The organism is Myxococcus vastator, from assembly GCF_010894475.1.
Lineage (GTDB): Bacteria > Myxococcota > Myxococcia > Myxococcales > Myxococcaceae > Myxococcus > Myxococcus vastator.
The window spans coordinates 1-2,997 of sequence record NZ_JAAIYB010000691.1; the positions used below are offsets into that span (position 1 = coordinate 1).

4 protein-coding genes are annotated in these 2,997 nt (G+C 71.5%); 2 read left to right on the top strand and 2 right to left on the bottom strand.

Annotated elements, in window-relative coordinates:
- Window positions 1-583: BON domain-containing protein (locus G4D87_RS36095; RefSeq protein WP_240358888.1), on the bottom strand; the 583-nt coding region annotated here is incomplete at its 3' end.
- 236 nt (window positions 584-819) lie between these two features.
- On the opposite strand from G4D87_RS36095, the gene G4D87_RS36100 reads away from it, so the two are divergent.
- A complete protein-coding gene (locus tag G4D87_RS36100; RefSeq protein ID WP_163787342.1) occupies window positions 820-1,041 on the top strand; it encodes a hypothetical protein in 222 nt (73 codons plus the stop codon).
- 144 nt (window positions 1,042-1,185) lie between these two features.
- On the top strand, window positions 1,186-1,866 hold the full coding sequence (locus G4D87_RS36105) for a phosphoribosyltransferase (RefSeq protein ID WP_163787343.1): 681 nt from the start codon (window positions 1,186-1,188) through the stop codon (window positions 1,864-1,866).
- 19 nt (window positions 1,867-1,885) lie between these two features.
- On the opposite strand, the gene G4D87_RS36110 is transcribed toward G4D87_RS36105, so the two are convergent.
- Window positions 1,886-2,997, bottom strand: a 1,112-nt coding sequence (locus G4D87_RS36110; protein WP_163787344.1) for a fatty acid desaturase family protein, incomplete at its 5' end; no start/stop codon positions are given.

Sequence of the window (2,997 nt, forward strand, 5' to 3'; positions counted from 1 at the left end):
GTATAAGAGACAGGCGTCCCAGCCCCCAGGCCGTCAGCGTCAGGCCGCCCAGCGCCCCGAAGAGCCGCTCGGTCGGAGACCAGTGCTCCTGGAAGAAGAGCCTCGACTCACCCGAGCGCATACTGCCTCCTTGAAGCGCCGGATGCGCCGAACCCTCCGCATACGGGACAAGCTGATTGTCCACCCCATGCACTCCCTGCACCTTGCCGATGCGGGGCAGCACGCGTCGGAGCTCCTCGCGGAGGATGGGGCCCTCCAGCCGAATCATGCCGTCCCGAGCCATCACGCGAATCGCCCCGGGATGCGAGCACACCCGGCCCAGGGCCGAGCGCACCCGTTCCTCCAGGATGAGGTCCTCCACCGGTTCCCGGTGCAGCTTGCGCAGCGATTCGAAATAGACGCCGCGCGAGCGCTGCGAGAGGTCCCGAGCGACGACGCCCACCGCGCCTCCCGCCTCATGCGCCGCGTGGACAGCCCTCCCCTGCAGATGGGACCTGCGCCAGCGGCCACTGCGTGGATCCGTCCAGTACATCAGCCCCAGGCCCAGCCCCGCGCCACCGATTCCCCATAGGGCAGCTTTCATGGTTCGCCTCCTTCTGGCTCGTGTCCTTCGCTCCACGGAACGTGAAGGCGGCGATGGCGCGGTGCAGCAGACGGGAAGGGGCTGCCCCGCTCGCGTCCGTGGGGGATGCCTGTCCAGCAGCCGGGCGGCCCAGGGCCCGGAGATCCTCGCGTTGACTGGGCAACGGGGCCGGTGCCCGCGAGCTCGGGCGTGCCCACTGTCTGGCGTGCTGGTGAACCCGAGAGGAGCAAGACGGCATGCCCGAGGTACCGACGACCCCTGACTCGCCCGTGAAGGACCCCGACCCCGACAAGCAGCCCGGGCGTGAGCCTCCCGGGCCCCAGGCGCCGCCGCAGAAGGAGCCGCCCACCCGGCCGCCGCCGGAAATCGAGCCGCCGCAGCCGCCCGAAATCAAGCCGCCCGGCATTCGTGACCCGCCGGTGCCCAACCAGCCTGGACAGCCGGCAATCATCGCGTGAGCGCCACCGGGTGCACGGCGGACGAGCATGCCGCGCGCCTGGTGCCAGCCCCCACGCCCGCCCCGTTCCACGGGGCGACTGGCGTGCCCAGCTTTCTCCTGACGAGCGCCCGTTCCACTCCAGGGAGCGGCGAGGAGCGGCGGCATGCGAGAGCCCCAATTCCAGGACCGCCATGAGGGAGGCTGCGTGCTCGCGGACCACCTGCGGCGCCACGCGCGGCAACCCGGCACCCTGGTGCTGGCCCTGCCACGAGGCGGCGTGCCCGTGGGCGTTGAAGTCGCGCGGAAGCTCGGACTGCCGCTCGATATCTTCGTGGTCCGCAAGCTCGGCACGCCCGGCCATGAGGAGCTGGCCATGGGCGCCATCGCCTCCGGGGGCGTGCGCGTGCTCAACCGCGAGGTCGTGGACGAGCTGAACATCGGCCGCGAGCAGCTCGAGGCCGCGACCCGCCGCGAGGCCGGGGAGCTCCAGCGGCGTGAGGAGAACTATCGGCAAGGCCGGCCGCTCCCCGACGTGCGCGGGCGCACCGTCCTGCTGGTGGACGACGGGCTGGCCACCGGCACGACGATGCGGGCGGCCGTGGCGGCGCTGCGGCTCCTGGCGCCCGCGGCCATCATCGCCGCCGTGCCCGTGGGCGCGGCCGAGTCCTGCGAAGGCCTGTCCCAGGTGGCGGACGAGGTCGTCTGCGTCCGCATGCCCGAGCCCTTCTATTCCGTGGGCCTCTGGTACCGCGACTTCGCGCAGACGGAGGACGACGAGGTGCGTGCCCTGCTCGCCCAGGCGACCCGGGAACGGGCCTCCAGCGAGGCCCAGCCCTCCGCCTGAGCCTGGGCCCCCGCGAACCTCAGCCGCGCGGAGCCGGCCCCCACGCGCGCATGGACGTCCGCCCCACCATGATGTCCACCAGCCGCTTCACGCGGCGGAAGACGCTCTCCTGCGCGTAGGGGATGCCGTGCTTCTCGCACAAGGCCTTCACCCTGGGCTGCGCCTGCCGGTAGCGCGTCATGGGCAGGCTGGGCCAGAGGTGGTGCTCAATCTGGTAGTTCAGCCAGCCGTGGAGGAAGTCCACCACGTCGTTGCCGGTGGCGTAGTTCACCGAGCCCACCACCTGCCGCACGGAGAACTCCGCGCCGCTGCGCGCCCGGCCCTCGAAGCGGTAGAGGTCGTCCCCCGCGTGGTTGGGCGCGATGAGCACGAAGCTCTGGATGTTGGTGAGCACCTCCGCGAAGACGCTGTTGGCGAAGACGCTGAGGACGGCCCACGCGCCCAGCGGCGCGAAGAGCGCGGGCAGCAGCACGAAGCGCAGGCCCGCGTAGGGCAGCAGGCACGTCCACCAGAAGGCGCGGCCCTCGGCGTTGAGCGGGTTGAAGGCGGTGATGAGGGGCAGCGTGCCCGCCTCGTCCGGGCCCCCCGCGCGCTTGCGCTCGAAGCGCCGCCACTCCAGGAACGTGTTGGGCGCGTAGTACGTCACCTTCCACGTGCAGGCGAAGAACGCCACCAGCGCGTACTTGGCCAGCAGGGGCATGCGCGACTGGCGCAGCCACTCCGTGTTCAGCTCCACCAGGTCCGGGTCCGCCGTCTCGCCCGTGTGCCCGTGGTGCAGCACGTTGTGCTCGTGCCGCCACGCCTGGGGATGAATCCAGTCCGGCCACTCCAGGAAGCGACGCCACCCGGTGGCGAAGCGCTTGCCCGTGTACCGCGCCGGCACGCCCGGCACCTTGTCGTAGCCTCGGTGCGTGACGTGATGGGCCATCATCGTCCAGCGCGCCGTGTTGCCTTGCGCGATGAGCAGCGCCGACACGGGATTGGGCATCAGCCACGCCGTCGCGTAGCCCAGCACGGAGCAGGCCCGGCCCCAGCGCTCAATCTTCCGCGCGTGCGCCAGGTCCTCCTCGCCGAGCGAAGACTCCAGCTCCTGCTTGAGCGCCTGGAGGTCCTGGGCGAAGGCTTCCGGCT